The organism is Paraburkholderia domus (assembly GCF_905220705.1).
Lineage (GTDB): Bacteria > Pseudomonadota > Gammaproteobacteria > Burkholderiales > Burkholderiaceae > Paraburkholderia > Paraburkholderia domus.
This window is the reverse complement of record NZ_CAJNAT010000001.1, coordinates 1,079,702-1,096,357: the sequence shown is the minus strand read 5'-3', so window position 1 is coordinate 1,096,357 and position 16,656 is coordinate 1,079,702. Positions and strand designations below refer to the sequence as shown.

Annotated in this window: 18 protein-coding genes, 1 tRNA gene and 1 pseudogene; 15 read left to right on the top strand and 5 right to left on the bottom strand. The window is 61.4% G+C overall.

Annotated features, from left to right (window positions below):
* Positions 1-8: 8 nt before the first annotated feature.
* The gene (locus KHO31_RS04880) at positions 9-962 is read right to left on the bottom strand and encodes an alpha/beta fold hydrolase (RefSeq protein WP_201107692.1); all 954 of its coding nucleotides are present in this window, start codon (positions 960-962) and stop codon (positions 9-11) included.
* A gap of 214 nt (positions 963-1,176) precedes the next feature.
* Here KHO31_RS04880 and KHO31_RS04875 point away from each other — a divergent pair, with 214 nt between their 5' ends.
* Complete coding sequence (locus KHO31_RS04875; RefSeq protein ID WP_201070732.1) at positions 1,177-2,562, top strand: amino acid permease; 1,386 nt, start codon at positions 1,177-1,179, stop codon at positions 2,560-2,562.
* Between the two features lie 141 nt (positions 2,563-2,703).
* Positions 2,704-2,928: a DUF6900 domain-containing protein gene (locus KHO31_RS04870; RefSeq protein WP_201070729.1), complete on the top strand. Its 225-nt coding sequence runs from the start codon at positions 2,704-2,706 to the stop codon at positions 2,926-2,928.
* A 61-nt stretch (positions 2,929-2,989) separates the two neighbouring features.
* On the opposite strand, the gene KHO31_RS04865 is transcribed toward KHO31_RS04870, so the two are convergent.
* Positions 2,990-4,021 carry an AraC family transcriptional regulator gene (locus KHO31_RS04865; RefSeq protein ID WP_201070726.1) on the bottom strand — a complete coding sequence of 344 codons (1,032 nt, stop codon included), beginning with the start codon at positions 4,019-4,021 and terminating at the stop codon, positions 2,990-2,992.
* Between the two features lie 142 nt (positions 4,022-4,163).
* On the opposite strand from KHO31_RS04865, the gene KHO31_RS04860 reads away from it, so the two are divergent.
* From KHO31_RS04860 to KHO31_RS39810, 9 genes are all read left to right on the top strand, one after another.
* On the top strand, positions 4,164-4,571 hold the full coding sequence (locus KHO31_RS04860) for a carboxymuconolactone decarboxylase family protein (protein WP_201070723.1): 408 nt from the start codon (positions 4,164-4,166) through the stop codon (positions 4,569-4,571).
* A 45-nt stretch (positions 4,572-4,616) separates the two neighbouring features.
* Positions 4,617-5,672 (top strand): BKACE family enzyme, encoded by a 1,056-nt coding sequence (locus KHO31_RS04855; protein WP_201107691.1) that lies wholly within the window; start codon positions 4,617-4,619, stop codon positions 5,670-5,672.
* Between the two features lie 83 nt (positions 5,673-5,755).
* On the top strand, positions 5,756-7,033 hold the full coding sequence (locus tag KHO31_RS04850) for an MFS transporter (protein ID WP_201071117.1): 1,278 nt from the start codon (positions 5,756-5,758) through the stop codon (positions 7,031-7,033).
* The gene (locus tag KHO31_RS04845) at positions 7,030-7,872 is read left to right on the top strand and encodes an SDR family NAD(P)-dependent oxidoreductase (RefSeq protein WP_236071085.1); all 843 of its coding nucleotides are present in this window, start codon (positions 7,030-7,032) and stop codon (positions 7,870-7,872) included. The genes KHO31_RS04850 and KHO31_RS04845 overlap by 4 nt, the downstream gene beginning before the upstream one ends.
* A gap of 13 nt (positions 7,873-7,885) precedes the next feature.
* Positions 7,886-8,068: a DUF1289 domain-containing protein gene (locus KHO31_RS04840; RefSeq protein ID WP_201070720.1), complete on the top strand. Its 183-nt coding sequence runs from the start codon at positions 7,886-7,888 to the stop codon at positions 8,066-8,068.
* Positions 8,069-8,114: 46 nt separating this feature from the next.
* Entirely contained in the window at positions 8,115-9,755 is a 1,641-nt protein-coding gene (locus KHO31_RS04835; protein ID WP_201084723.1) for a 3-(methylthio)propionyl-CoA ligase, read from the top strand.
* Between the two features lie 77 nt (positions 9,756-9,832).
* Positions 9,833-10,987, top strand: coding sequence for a porin (locus KHO31_RS04830; RefSeq protein WP_201070715.1), 1,155 nt, complete (start codon positions 9,833-9,835; stop codon positions 10,985-10,987).
* 30 nt (positions 10,988-11,017) lie between these two features.
* Positions 11,018-11,401 carry a BON domain-containing protein gene (locus KHO31_RS04825; RefSeq protein ID WP_201084722.1) on the top strand — a complete coding sequence of 128 codons (384 nt, stop codon included), beginning with the start codon at positions 11,018-11,020 and terminating at the stop codon, positions 11,399-11,401.
* A gap of 160 nt (positions 11,402-11,561) precedes the next feature.
* A complete protein-coding gene (locus KHO31_RS39810; protein ID WP_201070710.1) occupies positions 11,562-12,155 on the top strand; it encodes a PAS domain S-box protein in 594 nt (197 codons plus the stop codon).
* Here KHO31_RS39810 and KHO31_RS39130 read toward each other — a convergent pair.
* Positions 12,061-12,401, bottom strand: a pseudogene (locus KHO31_RS39130) (polyamine ABC transporter substrate-binding protein); the annotation flags it as partial. The gene KHO31_RS39810 and the pseudogene KHO31_RS39130 overlap by 95 nt on opposite strands.
* Here KHO31_RS39130 and KHO31_RS39805 point away from each other — a divergent pair.
* Entirely contained in the window at positions 12,313-12,570 is a 258-nt protein-coding gene (locus KHO31_RS39805) for a LysR family transcriptional regulator (protein WP_321207300.1), read from the top strand. The pseudogene KHO31_RS39130 and the gene KHO31_RS39805 overlap by 89 nt on opposite strands.
* Positions 12,571-12,912: 342 nt before the next feature.
* Here the strand turns inward: KHO31_RS39805 and KHO31_RS04810 are convergent.
* Both KHO31_RS04810 and hemN read right to left on the bottom strand, forming a co-directional pair.
* A tRNA-Leu gene (locus tag KHO31_RS04810) sits at positions 12,913-12,997 on the bottom strand.
* Between the two features lie 106 nt (positions 12,998-13,103).
* The gene (gene hemN, locus KHO31_RS04805; protein WP_201084721.1) at positions 13,104-14,489 is read right to left on the bottom strand and encodes an oxygen-independent coproporphyrinogen III oxidase; all 1,386 of its coding nucleotides are present in this window, start codon (positions 14,487-14,489) and stop codon (positions 13,104-13,106) included.
* A gap of 221 nt (positions 14,490-14,710) precedes the next feature.
* Here hemN and KHO31_RS04800 point away from each other — a divergent pair, with 221 nt between their 5' ends.
* The 3 genes from KHO31_RS04800 (at position 14,711) to KHO31_RS04790 (ending at position 16,643) form a co-directional block, all read left to right on the top strand.
* Positions 14,711-15,040, top strand: a complete 330-nt coding sequence (locus KHO31_RS04800) for a YkgJ family cysteine cluster protein (RefSeq protein WP_201070704.1) — start codon at positions 14,711-14,713, stop codon at positions 15,038-15,040.
* A 91-nt stretch (positions 15,041-15,131) separates the two neighbouring features.
* Positions 15,132-15,725, top strand: a complete 594-nt coding sequence (locus KHO31_RS04795) for a DUF1439 domain-containing protein (RefSeq protein ID WP_201070702.1) — start codon at positions 15,132-15,134, stop codon at positions 15,723-15,725.
* Between the two features lie 81 nt (positions 15,726-15,806).
* Positions 15,807-16,643 (top strand): undecaprenyl-diphosphate phosphatase, encoded by an 837-nt coding sequence (locus KHO31_RS04790; RefSeq protein WP_201084720.1) that lies wholly within the window; start codon positions 15,807-15,809, stop codon positions 16,641-16,643.
* The last annotated feature ends 13 nt before the right edge of the window (positions 16,644-16,656 follow it).

Sequence of the window (16,656 nt, the reverse complement as noted above, 5' to 3'; positions counted from 1 at the left end):
GCCACTGCCTACTGTTGCCGGCTCAACTCCCGCGCTGCACGATCGATCACGTCCGCAACAGCGGCCGCATGCGACACCGGCGCAAGATGGCTCGATGCAATAGGTATGACCTTCGCCCCCATCCGGTCGGCCATGAATTTTTCGACCGCGGGCGATACCGCGCGGTCCTTGGTCGTCAATACATACCACGACGGCTTTTCTTTCCACGCTACGTGGCTGACCGTTTCGCTGAAGGCCGTGGCGGCGATCGGCTGTTGCGCGGCGGAGAGCACGCGCGTCAGATTCTCGGGCACGTCGGCGGCGAAGTCGGCGTGATACTTGCTGCGGTCGAGCCACAGAAAGCCCGTCGGGTCTGCTGTGATGCCTTGGTTCGCGGGCATCGGCGCCGCGCGCTTCATCAGGTCCATTGTCGATTCATGCAGGTCCGGCGCGATCGCCGCCACGTAAACGAGACCCGCGACGTTCGGTGCGTTCGCACCGGCTTCGGTGATCACGACACCACCCCATGAATGCCCCACCAGGATGGTCGGGCCATCCTGGCGCGCGAGGACGCGGCGGGTGGCCGCGACATCATCGGCGAGCGACGTGAGCGGGTTCTGCACCGAACTCACGTGATAACCCTTCTGCTGCAACTTCGCGACGACGCCGTTCCAGCTCGACCCGTCGACGAACGCGCCATGAACCAGCACGACATTGCGTACGGGGCCGGTCATCGGCGCTGCGGATGGTGTGGGGGCTCTTGCGGCGGCGGGTGCAGCGGGGGCGGCGGTAGGGGGAGCGGGAACTGCGGCCGGTGCGGCGGGTGGAGGGGGCGGCGCTTCAGGCGCGCTCGACTCCATACCCGGCATGTCGGCTGGTTCGGCGGCGGGTTCTGCCGTAGGCGCCGCAGTTTGCGCGAGGGCACCCGCCCCGGCGAAGCAGAGACACAAAGCAGCGGCGCAAAGCAGACGTTTGGGCGACATGTTGAATCTCCGAAGGCGGATACCTCGACTAGGGCAACATACAGAAGCACCACGCCAGTGACAATCACTATCCTTGCCGTTAAGTGCGGCGCAGAACCAAGCGCGGGTTGCTCCCAGTATTGAGGTAATTTCGGGCACGGTAAAATTTCAGGTTCTGCCGGGGCGGACCATAAGTCCGATCGGGTGATCGATATCCATACACTGGGGCGCAATTTTGAATAGTGCACAGCAGCAAGACGGCCTGAAGCGCGGGCTTAAGAATCGTCACATCCAGCTGATCGCGCTGGGCGGGGCGATCGGCACCGGCTTGTTTCTCGGCTCCGCCAGCGTGTTGAAGGCAGCCGGCCCGTCGATGATTCTCGGCTACGCGATCGGCGGCATCATCGCCTTCATGATCATGCGGCAGCTTGGTGAAATGGTCGCGCAGGAGCCGGTTGCCGGTTCGTTCAGCCACTTCGCCTACAAGTATTGGGGCGATTTCCCCGGCTTTCTGTCCGGCTGGAACTACTGGGTACTGTATGTGCTCGTGAGCATGGCCGAACTGACCGCAGTCGGCACCTACGTGCATTACTGGTGGCCGGGGGTGCCCACGTGGGTCTCCGCGCTGGTGTGCTTCGCCATCATCAATGCGATTAATCTCGCCAACGTCAAAGCATACGGCGAAACCGAATTCTGGTTTGCGATCATCAAGGTGGTGGCGGTGATCGGCATGATCCTGTTCGGCGGCTATCTGCTGATCAGCGGCCATGGTGGGCCGCAAGCCTCGATCACCAATCTCTGGGCCGACGGCGGCTTTTTCCCGCACGGTTTTCATGGCCTGTTCATGATGCTCGCGGTCATCATGTTTTCGTTCGGCGGCCTCGAGTTGATCGGCATTACGGCTGCTGAAGCGGCCGACCCGCAGAAAAGCATTCCGAAGGCCGTGAATCAGGTGATCTACCGGATTCTGATTTTCTACATCTGCTCGCTGGCGGTGCTGCTCTCGTTGTATCCGTGGAATCAGGTGGCGGCCGGCGGCAGCCCGTTCGTGATGATCTTCTCGCAGATCGGCTCGACGCTGACCGCGAACATTCTCAATGTGGTGGTGCTGACCGCGGCGCTGTCGGTGTACAACAGCGGCGTGTATGCGAATAGCCGCATGCTCTACGGTCTCGCGGAACAGGGTAACGCGCCGCGTGCGCTGATGAAGGTCGACCGGCGTGGCGTGCCGTATATGGCGATCGGTTTGTCGGCGCTCGCTACGTTTACCTGCGTGATCATCAACTATCTGATTCCGGCTGAAGCGCTCGGTTTACTGATGGCGCTGGTAGTGGCCGCGCTGGTGTTGAACTGGGCGCTGATCAGCCTGACGCATCTGAAGTCGCGCAAGGCGATGGTGGCGGCAGGCGAAACGCTCGTGTTCAAGTCGTTCTGGTTTCCGGTCAGCAACTGGATCTGTCTCGCTTTCATGGCGCTGATCCTCGTGATTCTGGCGATGACGCCGGGCCTGTCGGTCTCAGTGTGGCTCGTGCCCGCATGGCTGGTCGTGATGTGGGCCGGCTATGTGTTCAAGCGCCGGCGTGCCGCGATGCATGGCGGCGCGCGAGTCGTAGGGCAGTAAGGCGGATAGTGGCCGCCCGCACCTTTGACGTCGGGCGGGCCAATTTCGAGAAGAGCTTCAATATGCGGCGGAACGTCACATATTGCTTAGGCAATTATTGCCTAAGCTGATAAGTGCAATGTCGCATGTCAGGAGCCGAACATGAACACCACCATCGAACACGACGCACGTTTGGACTTGTTGCTGTCGATCGCGCATGAAGCGCTCGGCATCACGACGTTCGAACTGAGCGGCAAGGCGAGCGCCGATTTACGCATCGTGCGCGTCGATAGCCTCGCGAGAGCGCTAGAAGCGGCCTACGACGCCGGTCTCATGACCGGGCGGGGCTTTCAGATAACGGCGGGGACCGGCAAGGAAGCGGTGTGAGGATGACATCCCGAAACCCCGCTTGGCGACAGTTAGAATTCGCGGCCCAATGCGCTGCCTGCTATGCAAGCGCATCGTCGGTGCCACCGCTTCGTTGTCCTTTTCTGCTGCGCCACGCCGAAACGCTGCAGCCGAAGCGGCCGCCGAACCAGCGGGAAAACGCGCTCAACGATGAGAAGCCCAACAGCGTCGCGACTTCGGACAGCGGCCGGTCGCGGCTTTCAATATATCGAACCACCATCTCAACGCGCACCGCATCGACAATCGACAAATAGGTTTCGCCGTGATGCGCGAGGTGACGATTCACGGTCCTGCGATCCACGCCCAAATCCTGTGCTACCCGGTCGACCGAGCAGATGCCGGACGGAAGCAGTGCGATAACCAGCTTCCGTACCTTGTCGGACATTGTTGCGTTGGATTGAAGCAGCATTGAATCCATGTACCGGCGCACCTGCTGCGCCAGGACCGGATCATAGGTTGGAATCGCGGCGTCCAGATCAGATGCGAGGCACACAACGCCGTCAAAATCCTGGTTGAACGAGACAGGTGCGCCAAACACGCGCGCGTGCACGACAAGGCTGGCGGGAGCCTCATGTGTGAAGCAGACCGTGCGCGGCTTCCAGGCAGTTCCAAGAATCATGCTCAGCATCCGGTACATGACGCCCAGCACCAACTCCGTTGCCTGGCGCACGGAGCCCGGAATGCCGCCCATGAGGTCTTCCCGGATGATGGCAAGTCCCTCCGTTTCCTCGAGGCGCATGACGAGCGCTTCGTTGTGCAGCCTCAGGTAGCGCTCCATGGATTCCAGCGCTTTGCGAAGTGTCGGTTGTTCACGGACCGCAAAGCCAAGCGGACCAAGATTGGAAAGATGACGCGTCTCCGCCATGCGCAGACCGAAATCCTCAATTTCAGCGGCCCGAGCCGACCTCTCCAGCAATCGTCCCACCGCATCGGCCGGAACCATGATGTCTGGATCGAGCAACGCCGACCGGCTAATGCCGGCATAGCGCAATTGCTCATACGGATCCACGCCCACCGATCGAGCCACCTCGACGTAATTGGTCAGGGACGCGCTACGAAGCAAATAGACCATATGGTTTTCCCCTGCTGTCCCGAAATGTAAATTTTTTGCCCCAGCATGTCAAACCGCCGTTCGCCAGACGTCGATACTTGAGTCCATTGATGCACGACGCACTCATGCGATTGTGCGATTCGAGAAGTCAAGGAGACGAACGATGAGCAACGAGACGGAGCGCCGCGCCACACCGGTCTGCGACCAGCTGCGCGCGACCGGCAACTGGAATCCCGCCTGGGACGCGATTGCCGAACTCGATCCCGCGTGGGCCGAGAAATTCATGGTGATGGGCATGCACCCCGTGATGTCGGGCGTGCTCGAGCCCAAGGTTTTCGAATTCCTCGCGATAGCGGTCGATGCGTCCTGCACGCACATGTATGCGCCCGGCACACGTCGCCATATCCGTAAGGCGCTCGAGCTGGGCGCCACCCGGGAAGAAATTGCAGCGGTCCTGCAAGCGGTGAGCGTCCTTGGCATCCATTCGAGCAGCCTTGGCGCGCCGATCCTGCTTGAAGAGCTGGCGGCCATCGAGCAGGCCAAAACTGCCGGCGCCCAGGTTGCCGCCTAATTGCCCGAACCCAGCACTACGAACCCACTAAAGAGGAAGACAAACATGCATTTCCTGGACGATTCCCTGCTGCCTGAAAATCAGGAAAAACTCGTGATTCAGGTGGCGCCGTACGGCCCGCAATGGATCCCCGGCGATTCGGAGGATATCCCGGTCACGATGGACGAACAGGTCCAGAAAGCCGTCGATTGCTACAACGCGGGCGCGACCGTCCTGCACGTGCACGTCCGCGAAGTTGACGGCAAGGGCAGCAAGCGTCTGTCCAGGTTCAACGAGATGCTGGCCCGCCTGCGCGAAGCGGTGCCTAAGATGGTTCTGCAGGTTGGCGGCTCGATCTCGTTCGCACCGGAGGATGAAGGTCTGGCCGCCAAGTGGGCCAATGACGACACGCGCCACATGCTGGCCGAACTGGATCCGCGGCCTGATCAGGTGACGGTGGCGATCAACACCAGCCAGATGAACATCATGGAGCTGCTGGTCGAGGCCGACTACGCAGGCACCTCGCTGGCCAATCCGGCGTACCAGGCTGCCTACCGCGACATGATCGTGCCGTCCAATCCGTCCTGGCACGTCGAACACCTCCGACGCCTGGTCGCTAGCGGCATCCAGCCGCACTTCATGTTGGGGAACCTGACGCAACTGGAAACCGTCGAGCGCCTGATTCGCGCTGGGACCTACACCGGCCCGTTGATCCTCAACTACGTCGCGATTGGTGGCGGAGCGGCCGGGCTGCATCCGGCGGACATGCTCGAGTTCGCCCGCCGTACCCCGGACGGCGCCGTGCTCACGCTCGAAACGCTGGGCCGGTATGTGGTGCCGATGAACACGATGGCGATCGCGATGGGCCTGCACGTGCGCGTCGGCATCGAGGACACGCTGCTCGGCCCGGACGGCGAACGCGCGACCTCGGTGCAGCAGATCGAACAGATGGTCCGCATTGCGCGCGAGCTCAATCGCGACATCGCCAGCGGCGAAGATGCCCACCGCATCTACCAGATCGGCACGCATTGGGGCAGCACCGACGAGACGCTGAAGAACCTAGGCATGGTGCCGAACCGCACGCCCGTCCAGCGCGGCGGGGCGGCACGCAAGGCCGCCTGACAGAGGGTCGCAAGACGGCACGCGGCAGCGTACTGCGCGCTGTCTCGCTAGCAACCCACGCCCCTCAGTTCTGGAGACAGATGATGTACTGGAAAAAAAGCCCGCCTGCCATTCTGGCGTCGCTGCTGGTGATCCACCTGCTGGCGCACATCGACCGCAACATGCTGCTCGGATTCTCGCCGCAGATCATCAAGGATCTGGTGCTCAGCAATGCGCAATATGGCTTTCTGGTCGGCGCGGTGTGGGTACTGAGCTTCGGCGTGATGGCGATGTTCATGGGCACGCTGGCAGACCGCTTCAGCCGTACCCGCGTCATTGCCGCCGGCGTGCTGATCTGGAGCGCCTGCACGTTGGCCTCGGGCCATGCACAAAACTTCGAACAGATGGTCGTCGCGCGATTTTTCGTGGCCAGCGGCGAAGCGGCCCTGGTACCCGCCGCGGTGGCCCTGCTGGCTGAGCTCTTTTCCGAGCAGAGGCGAGGCGCGGCAATGGGGCTGTTTTTCATGGGCATCCCCCTGGGAATCGGCTGTAGCTTCCTGCTCGCCGGCAGCTTTGGTGCGACGCACGGCTGGCGCACTACGTTCTATGTCCTGGGCATCGTCGGCGTCGCCATCGCCTTGCCGCTGGCGCTGCTCAAGGAAGACCGCAGCCGGCTCTCGCCGCAGGAACGCGGCGCAGCCTTCCTGCCACAGGTGCTCGCGGTCCTGCGCATCGTTAGGGGCACCCCGGCGCTGGGCTTCATGATCACTGGCTTCGTGCTGGTCCATCTGGTTTTTGCCAGCTTCGCCTTCACGCAGTTATGGCTCGTCAACGAACGCGGCATGAACGCGGCTGGCATTGCCACCCGGATCGGCACGCTACAACTGGTGTTCGGCACGCTTGGCGCGGCGGTAGGTGGCGTCATGAGCGATCGCGTGGCGCGAAAGTTGCGCGGAGGACATGCGAGCTTCATGGCACTCATCGTCGTGATCTGCGCGCCGTTGATGCTGGCATATCGTTTCACACCTACCGGGTCGCCCCTGTTCTACATCGGCATGTGTGCCGGATTCTTCCTGCCGCTGGCGGTGTACGGCCCGGGCATGACGGCGCTTGCGAACATGACGCCGCAGAACATGCGCTCGACGGTCACCGGCTTCACGATGCTGGCAATCAATGTATTCGCTCTGGCCATCGGCGCCGTGGTCGTCGGTATGGCCGCCGACTATTTCATCAAGGCGGGTGTGACCGCTCCGCTGACTGGCGTACTGATTGCCACCGACGCGCTGGCGATCAGTTCAGCACTATTTTTCGCACTGGCGGCGCGTGCCTCACGCAGGCAGCGAATGCTCGCGCTTGAAAATGTACAACCTGTGAGGTCATGAAAATGCAGAGCCAACGCCAGAATCTGGCAGGGCGTGTCGCCCTCGTCACCGGTGCCGGCCGCGGCATGGGCGGTGCCATTGCCATCGACCTCGCCAGAGCCGGCGCAAGCGTCGCGATTTGCGACATCGACATGCCTGCGCTGGAAGAGACGCGCGCAGCGGTAGAAGCGGCCGGCGCGCCGTGTCTGGCGCTGCGCTGCGACGTGTCGTCGAGCAGCGAAGTCGCCAATATGTTTTCCCGCATCGTCGAGCGCTTCGGCACGCTGCACATCCTTGTCAACAATGCCGCGCTTGTACCGAACAGCCCGGTCGATACCGGGCGCCGCAACAGGCACTACGCGTATATGACCACGCCCGTGCCGCGGCAGTCCCTGGGCTTCACCAGTGCCATGAGCGACGAAGAGTGGCATCGCTACTGGGACGTCAACGTGCATGGCCTGTTTTATTGCACACGCGAAGCGCTCAGGCTGATGGAGCCGCAGCGCGACGGCAGGATCATCAACATCGCGTCGATAGCCGGGATCTCGGCCATGAGCGCGCATAGCCCGCATTACAGCGCCACCAAAGGTGCCGTAGTTGCCTTCACCAGGTCGGTCGCCGCAGAAGTGGCAGGGGCCAATATCTTCGTCAACGCAATGGCGCCGGGCGGTGTGGCGACTCCCGAATTTACGAATTACTTTGAGGCCGCCGGCGAGGAGAAGTGCAACCAGTTCTGGCAGCTCTGTCCCGCCGGACGTCTGGGCACGATGGAGGAATACGCGTCGATGGTGACCTACCTGGCCGGCGACCACTACCTGGTCGGCCAGATCATCAGCCCGAATGGCGGTGCAGTGATATGACGGAAGAAGCGCGATGAACCCGGGCGAACCCGCCGGCAATCCCTGCATCAATATTTGCAGAATGGATCATAACGATAAGTTCTGCCAGGGGTGCTGGAGAACGCTACCGGAGATTAGTCGCTGGGACCGGATGAGTGACCAGCAAAAGGCAGACGTCGCAGCCTTGCTCGAACGCCGCCGCCACGAAAAGGTGTGACTGTCGGCAGCGGCCCGTGACCCCGTAACAGAGAATGGACTACCGTATGAACGGCCTGATGTTGCAAAAGCAGTTGTTAATTTCCTCGTTGATCGAGCATGCGGATCGCCATCATGGCGATACGGAAATCGTGTCGCGCCGGGTCGAGGGTGACATTCATCGCTACACCTTCCGCGATTGTCACCGTCGTGCCCGTCAGGTGGCCAATGCACTCGTGAGCCTCGGCGTCAGGGCGTCCGATCGCATCGGCACGCTCGCGTGGAATGGTTATCGCCATATGGAGCTGTACTACGGCATTTCCGGCATGGGGGCGGTGATGCACACGATCAATCCGCGCCTGCACGTGGATCAGATCGCCTACATTGCCGACCATGCGGAAGATCAGTATCTGTTCTTCGACCTGACCTTCCTGCCGTTGGTGAAAGCGATTGCTGGCCGCTGCAGGACGATCAGGGCGTTTATCGCAATGACCGACCGCGCGCACCTGCCACAGGATTCCGGAATTGCCAACCTGCTGTGCTACGAAGACCTGGTCGAAGGGCATTCCCCGGACTACACGTGGCCGGATTTTGACGAGGACACTGCCTGCACGCTGTGCTACACGTCGGGCACGACCGGCAACCCGAAGGGCGTGCTGTACTCCCATCGCTCGTCGCTGCTGCACACCTTTGCTGCTGCCATGCCGGACGCGCTGAACTGCTCGGCACGCGATGTGATCCTGCCGGTGGTGCCCATGTTCCACGTCAATGCATGGGGTCTCCCGTACGTTGCGTGCATGGTCGGGGCCAAGCTGGTTTTCCCCGGCCCGGGGCTGGACGGTCAATCGCTGTACGAGCTCCTTGAAGCCGAGCAGGTCACTTTCGCAGCCGGCGTGCCGACGGTATGGCAAGGCCTGCTGACTCATCTCGAACAAGGCGGCCTGACATTCTCGAGCATGAGGCGCACCGTCATTGGCGGCGCGGCCTGTCCGCCCGCCGTTTTGCGCAAGTTCCAGGACGGGTACGGCGTGGAAGTGTTGCACGCATGGGGCATGACTGAGCTGAGTCCACTCGGGACCGTTGGCGCGATGAAAGCGCGACACCATGGCATGAGCCCGGAAGAGCGTCACGCCGTGCAAGCCAGGCAGGGCCGGGCAGTGTTTGGCGTCGACATGAAGATCTTAGGCGGGGACGGACAGGAATTGCCCTGGGACGGCGTGACTTCAGGCGACCTGCTGGTACGCGGCCCATGGGTAGTGCGCAACTACTTCCGCAACGATGGCGGAAACCCGCTGCGGATTGATGCCGATGCGCATGGCTGGTTCCCGACTGGCGATATCGCGACCATCGACGCCGACGGCTTCATGCAGATCACTGATCGCAGCAAGGACGTGATCAAGTCTGGCGGCGAGTGGATCAGCTCGATTGAGATCGAACACATCGCAAGCTCGCACCCCGCAATCGCGTGCGCGGCGTGCATTGCGGCAAAGCATCCGAAGTGGGACGAACGGCCACTGCTGCTCGCGGTGAAGAAGCCTGATGCACAGGTGACAGGTGAGGAGTTGCTGGCGTTCTTCGAGGGAAAAATCGCGAAATGGTGGACACCGGACGCCGTCGTGTTTGTCGACGCGGTGCCGCTCGGCGCCACCGGCAAGGTGTTGAAGAACCAGCTACGCGAACAGTTTCAGGACTATCTGCTGGCGTCGTGAGCCAGCAGGCGATCTTTCGGGTTCTACATCGACGTACGTCGTTACGGGTTGTTTAAAGCACAAAAATTGGAGACGCAATGAAATCTAAATGGATCGCTGCGGCCGCATTGGCTGCAACTGGAAGTGCGGCTTATGCGCAATCGTCGGTGACGCTGTATGGCGTCATTGATTCCGGGTTCCTCTATCAGAGCGCGAATGCGGGGAACTTCCAGTCCAAAGTCAATCTTGGGCATGTCTACGAACTGAAGGACGGCGGCATCTATTCGAGCATCTGGGGCTTGAAAGGCACCGAGGACATCGGCGGTGGCTACAAGGTCAACTTCAAACTGCAAGGGGCCTTCAACAGCAGCAGCGGGAAAACCGGATTGGCCGATGCGCCGACCGCCACCGCGATGTTCAACCAGCAGACGACAGTGGGCGTTTCGTCTCCGTACGGCTCGCTCGACTTGGGCCGGCAGATCGTGCCGATGATCTACGCGATGGCCGACACCGACGTTCGCAACGCCCAGTATTTCGGCTCGGTCCTGACCGGCTGGCTCGGCATGAACCAGGCTGCGGGCTGGCAGGGCACAAGCACGAACGGCCCGATTGGCGCGCTCTATGACGACAACGCGATCGTCTACCGGTCTCCGAAGTTCTATGGCGCATCGCTTGCGCTCGAGTATGCGCCGGGTGGCGTCGCGGGCCAGTTCCAGGGCGGCACGCGCGAATCGGCCGTGCTGCAGTACTCGAACTACGGCCTGAACCTCGCGGCCGTGTACTACAACGGACATGACACCAACCCGTTCACGACGACGTCCACTGGCACCATCGTCACCGCGCCGTCGACTGGTCTGAACAACAATCAGTTCTACTATCTTGGTGCGCAGTACACGTTCCGTGGCCTCTCCGTATCGTCGTCATACAGCCGCGCCCGGGATCCCGTAAATACGAGCGGGCCTAAAGGATTCAACCTGGAGATGTTCTCCGGAGGGCTCGGCTACAAGTTCAGCCCGACCTTCAAGGTCACCTCGGGCTTCTATTACCTGCACGACAGGAACGTTGGAGCCAATCACTCGGCGGAATACGCTTTGGGCGCCGAATACAACCTGTCCAAGAACACCCTTACCTACGCGCAGGTCGGCTACGTCGATAACCACGGCGACATGAGCCAGACAATCATCTACGGCGCGCCAGTTCCGGAAGGCAGGTCAGCCACAGCGGCAATGATCGGCATTCGTCACACTTTCTGATTCCACTCCACACAACAAGTCGAGCATTCCATGATGACCAAGAGGATACCCACGATCGCCGGCGCCGTACTGTTCGCGCTCGCCTCCATTCATGCCTGGGCGCAGGCGGGCGCAAGCGAAACAAGCGCCGCTTCGAACGCCACCGCCGTGGCCGCCTCGAGCGGCATGACAGGCAAGGACAACCGCGCGGCCAATCGCGCCCTACGCAGGAAGGTCTACGCCGCCATCGTCGCGCACAAGGAGATCAAAGCCGGTGACATCAGCGTCGTTGCGAAGGGCGGTGCGGTGACGCTCAACGGCACGGTCGTAGACGCTTCGCAGGTCGACAAGGTCGCCGGGATCGTCCAGGGTGTTCCCGGCGTGAGGTCTGTGACCAGCAAGCTGACCGTCAAGAAGCCGTTCGGCGGCCAGTAGGCGGGATAAGCCGGTCAATCGGTGCGGCGGTGGCTTCTCGCGACTTCTGATTCCATGCATCGTCCGTTCGACGGTGCGTGTCGGAGAGCCGGCACGGAACCTCTAGCCAGGCGTCAGGGCGCACGCATCGTTCGGTACGGATACATCGGAAGGCTCGGCCATGAGCTTGATCTTGCCGACTATCGTTGCTTCAGAAACGACGATCATTCTGCTGCTAACTTTGCGAAAAAGTCGCCAGCTGGCGCCGCTGGCAAATGGGCGCGTCGAACTTCAGGATCGCTTTACGCGTTACGTCGCGCGCGTCGTCAGTGATGCCGCGGCGGTGCGGCCAAACACGTCTGCGCAGGTTGACGGAGTCGAACTTCCCGATATTTCCGTCGATCTGCCCCGACCAGTAGCGCCCTCCGAGCGCGCTCCGATGGATGCCCATGGGCGTGAAAATGGCGAAAATTATCTTCGCGAAATTCTGACATCACTGCTGGTTGCGATCCTGATTCTGAACGAGCGCGGCATGATAGTGACGCTCAGTCCACAAGCCGCGGAGTTGTTTGGGTACAGATCCGATGAGTTAATCGGCAAACCTGTTGAACTACTGATTCATGATCTTCGTTTCAACACCAACGCTGCTGATCGCGTGGAAGTCCTGGCGCTCGAACGATCACAATGTCAGCCGACAGGGGTTTGGCGAGCGTCATGCGGTTCAGGACTTCATCAGACGGATACACCGTTGCGTCCTGAATCATGGCCGGTGTGACGTACTGGCGGGCCGCACGGTTGGCTGTCGGATAGAACACCTCGTTCGTAATCTCCGCATTCACCTTCGGATCTTCGATGTAATTGATCCACTGCATCGCCGCTTCCAGGTGTGGCGCGTCCTTGGGTACGGTACGCCCATACCGTCGAACCACAGAATGCCGCCCTCCTTGACATTCGAGAGCCTGACCTCGAACGAGCGTTTGGCCTCAGCGGCACGCCGGCGCGCCATGCCGCCGTCGGCCGCGCGACTCTCGAGTTTTTCCCGCGCGGCACAAGAGCTTTGCGTCACCCAGTCGGCGGTCAGCCATCAGATACAGCAGCTCGAGAACTGGGCTGGGCAGCAGTTGTTCCGACGCGTGGGTCGTGGAGAGGGGTGTCGACTGATGCGGGGGAACTGTTCGGCAAAACCGTAGAGCAGATGTTGAGTTTGCTATCAGATGTGCGGAACCGGATCGATCCGTACGCAAACCCTGACTCGGTGATCGTATACAGCCCGTGATCCTTCGCTCACGGCGTGCTAGCGCCCGCGCTACCAAAGCTGCGGTCAGACTACCCGTCGCTAGAAGTCTGGATTGTCACCCGGCATGAGACCAGCGAGATCGATCGGGTCGACGTGGACCTGATCGTGGCAAGTCGGGGCGTGAGATCGCCAGCTGCCCACGGAACGAGCCACGCAACCGAGGAAAGAAAAAACCCGCGAAGCCTTGTGCTGTCGCGGGTTTCGGTACTTCTCCGGAACTTGCCGGAATATTCTTTGGTGCCCAGGGCCGGAATCGAACCGGCACGCCTTGCGGCGGGGGATTTTGAGTCCCCTGCGTCTACCAATTTCACCACCTGGGCAGGTCTTCAAGCGCACGCGTCAGGTTACGGCGCGCGGCGAAGACGCAGATTATGGCGGAAAATTCGACGACGGGCAAGCCGGTTGCCTTCTTCGCATGCTCAGTCATCAAACCGTGCGTGAAAAACGTTCGAGCGTCTGCTGGCCGAGATAGCGGTCAAACACCATGGCGATGTTACGCACGAGCATGCGCCCAGCCATCTGCACTTCGAGCTTGCTGCTGCTTACCGATACCAGTCCGTCCAGCTCGAAGCCGCGCAAGCGCTCCAGTTCCGGCTCGAACGAATCGGCGAAGCGGATACCGTATGCGGCTTCGAATTCATCGAAGCGCAGTTCCAGATTGCACATCAATTGCGTGATCACATCGCGACGCAGACGGTCGTCCGCGGTGAGGCGCACGCCGCGCGTGATCGCGAGCTTGCCCGCATTGATCGCCGCGGCATAGCCGGGCAGGTCCTTGATGTTCTGCGCATACACGTCACCGACGTTGCCGATCGACGACGCACCGAAGCCGATCAGATCGCATTCCGCCCGCGTGCTGTACCCCTGGAAATTCCGATGCAACGTGCGCTGTGCTTGCGCGCGCGCGAGTTCGTCGGTGGGCAGCGCGAAGTGATCCATGCCGATGTAGACATAGCCCGCGCCCATAAGCCGCTCGACTACCCGTTGCAGGATCGCGAGCCGCGCAGCGGGAGAGGGCAGCGTGGCCGCGTCCATCTGCCGTTGCATCTTGAAGAGCTGTGGCATATGCGCATACGCGAACACCGAAAGGCGATCCGGAGCGAGTTCGATCATCGTGTCGAGCGTGCGGCTGAAACTGTCGACCGTTTGATGGGGAAGCCCGTAAATCAGATCGACGCCGATCGAGTGGAATCCCGAGTCACGCGCGGCTCGCATCACCGACGCGGTCATTTCGAGCGGCTGAACGCGATTGATCGCCTGCTGCACGACCGGATCGAAATCCTGCACACCGAGACTGAGCCGGTTGAAGCCGAGCGTGCGCAGATGCGCAATAGTCTCGGGCGACGCTTCGCGGGGATCGACTTCGATGGAATATTCGCCTTCGGTATCGGGCATCAATGTGAAGTGCTCGCGCGCCGTTGCCATCAGTTCCGCCATTTCATCGTGCGACAGGAACGTTGGCGTGCCGCCACCCCAATGCAATTGCGACACGGGGCGCCGCGTGTCGAAACACGCTGCCTGCAAAGCCATTTCGCGCTTCAGCTGCTCGACGTAGGGACGCGCGTGCGCGCGGTTTTTCGTCGCGACCTTGTTGCAACCGCAGTAGAAGCACACGGTGTCGCAAAAGGGGATATGGAAGTACAGCGAGAGATCGGTGGAAGAAGCGCCTGGATCGGCGGCGGCGCGCAGATAGTCGGCGGGATCGAACGCATCGCGGAACTGCAAGGCGGTCGGATAGGACGTATACCGTGGACCGTTCGCGTTGTATTTGGCGAGCAGGTCGGGGCGGAATAGCGTGTTGGCGGTGGTCATGGGGCGCTCGGGTTTGACAGCCACCATGAAGAGGCACGAGCCGGCGGATTCTTGAGACCGGATCGAACAGCGCAGACGCCTCTTGAGCGTGGCCTTTCGTATTCGTCAAGTTTACGTGAGTGACACGCAGCCGGATTGTGTAAAAAGGTCGCACGGGATGCGATGGCACAATGCGGGTCTGGCGTTGCGTTGCCTGTTTTCGAGTTCAGGAAAAAAATGTCGTGAGTGATGTGTCGAACAACGTTGTGAAGCGCGAGTCCCCGTTCAATGTGGCCGGTCATGCGTGCCGCCCCGATTGCGGCGCATGCTGTATCGCGCCGTCGATTTCGAGCCCGATCCCCGGCATGCCGGATGGCAAGCCGGCGGGCGTGCGCTGCGTGCAACTTGGCGACGATCTGCGCTGCGCGATCTTCGGTCAGCCGGAGCGGCCGGCGTGTTGTTCCGGCCTGCAACCGCAGATGGACATGTGCGGTACGAGCCGAGGCGAAGCGCTCGCGTGGCTCACCCAGCTCGAGACACAGACTCAACCGCAAGCGGTGGTGCGTCAATAACGCGTGTGAGCGCCTCCGCTACATCATCCACTCAGGCAAGAACAGTCCAACGCAACCGCATGCTCGAGAAGGCTTCCACAGGAGATTTCGCATGACTCGACCCGCTGCGCCGACCCGGCGCCGCTTCCTGCTTGCAGCGCTGACAGGCTGCACCGCGTTTGGTATCACGGTGTCGCTGGCGGCCTGCGCGACGCCGACGTTTCCGTTCATTCCCTCGCATTACACGTTCTCGCAGCAGCAGGTGCAGGACGCGGTGCAGCGCAAGTTCCCGTATCAGCGCACGGTTTCACAAGTGTTCGATGTCGCGCTGACCGATCCGGTGGTCGGCTTGCTGCCGGACGCGAATCGCGTCTCTGTGAAGCTGAATGCGCGGCTCGTGAGCCCGTTCATGCCGCAACCGGTCGACGGCGTATTCACGCTGTCGAGCGAACTGGCCTACGACGCCGCCAGCAAGTCGGTCGTGCTGAAGTCGCCGAACGTCGACAACGTCAGCGTGAGCGGACAGGCGCAGGCCTACACGCAGCAGATCAACGCCGCCGCGGCCGTACTCGCCACCCAGTTGCTGACCAACTATCCGATCTACACCTTCAAGCCCGAACAACTCCAATTTGCCGGGGTGAATTACGAACCCGGTACAATCACAATCCTTACAAACGGCATACGCGTGCAAATCGTCGAGAAATGACGCTGCGCGCGGCCGGCAGGGCCGCGCGCGCACCGTGCAGACCCTGTTCGTTTCGACTATCTACAGCGATGAGGGTCACGGATGGACTGGCTAATGGCTTGCAAGGCGCTGATTCTGGGCGTCGTCGAAGGGTTGACGGAATTTTTGCCGGTGTCGAGCACTGGGCATTTGATCGTCGCGGGCAGTCTGCTCAATTTCACGGACGACCACGCGAAAACCTTCGATGTCGTGATCCAGCTCGGCGCGATTCTGGCCGTGTGCTGGGAGTTTCGCCGTCGCATCGGCACCGTGGTGGTCGGCTTGCCCAGCCGGCCTGACGCAAGGCGCTTTGCGCTGAACGTGATCATCGCGACGATTCCTGCGGTCGTGCTTGGCTTGCTGTTCGAGAAGGCCATCAAGGCGGCGCTGTTTTCGCCGGTGCCCGTCGCATTCGCGCTGGTGGCGGGCGGGGTGGTGATCCTGTGGGCGGAAGCGCGTCAGCGCGCGCGAGGCGGCGCGGTGGCACGTGTTCAGAACGTCGACGATTTGAGCCCGCTGGATGCCTTGAAAGTCGGCCTCGCTCAATGTTTCGCACTGGTTCCGGGCATGTCGCGCTCGGGTTCGACGATCATCGGCGGGATGCTGTTTGGCCTCGAACGGCGCGTCGCTACGGAGTTTTCTTTTTTTCTTGCGATTCCGATCATCTTCGGCGCAACGGCTTACGAGCTGTATAAAGACTGGCATCTGCTGTCTGTCGACGCGCTTGGCAGTTTCGCGCTCGGCTTCGTGGCAGCCTTTATCAGCGCCTTCGCTTGCGTGCGCTGGCTGCTGCGCTATATCTCCGCGCACGATTTCACGGTATTCGCGTGGTACCGGATCGGCTTCGGTCTGCTGATCCTTCTGGTGGGCTATAGCGGCGCATTGAGTTGGGCGGACTGAGTCTCCGCTTGCG